The sequence below is a fragment of the Streptomyces sp. SID12501 genome, assembly GCF_010550245.1.
Lineage (GTDB): Bacteria > Actinomycetota > Actinomycetes > Streptomycetales > Streptomycetaceae > Streptomyces.
The window spans coordinates 1-394 of record NZ_JAAGLU010000995.1; the positions used below are offsets into that span (position 1 = coordinate 1).

Below are 394 nucleotides of genomic sequence, written 5' to 3' on the forward strand. Positions count from 1 at the left end.
GCGCGAGCTGGTGCCAGGCAACCACGGTCTTCCCGTGCCGGGCCACGACCTCCTGCGCGCGGTCCATGAAGGCCGCGTAGTCGTCGGCCGGCGTCGCGTGCGCCTCGTCGCCCCCGATGTGCAGGTACTTCCCCGGGGTCAGCTCCGCGATCTCGCCCAGCACCTGGTCCACGAACTCATAGGTGCGCTCCTGACCCACGCACAGCGAGCTGAAGCCGACCTTGACCCCGGTGTAGCGCTCCCGCGCCTTCCCGTCGCAGTTCAGTTCCGCGTAGGAGGCCTGCGCCGCGTTCATGTGACCCGGCATGTCGATCTCCGGGACCACGTCCACGTACCGGCGGGCCGCGTACTCCACCAGGTCCCGGTACTCCTCCTTGGTCCAGTGGCCCCCGGG

1 protein-coding gene is annotated in these 394 nt (G+C 70.1%); it reads right to left on the minus strand.

What is annotated here, in order from left to right:
* A partial coding sequence (locus G3I71_RS49510) for a family 20 glycosylhydrolase (RefSeq protein ID WP_164325546.1) occupies window positions 1-394 on the minus strand: 394 nt, incomplete at both ends.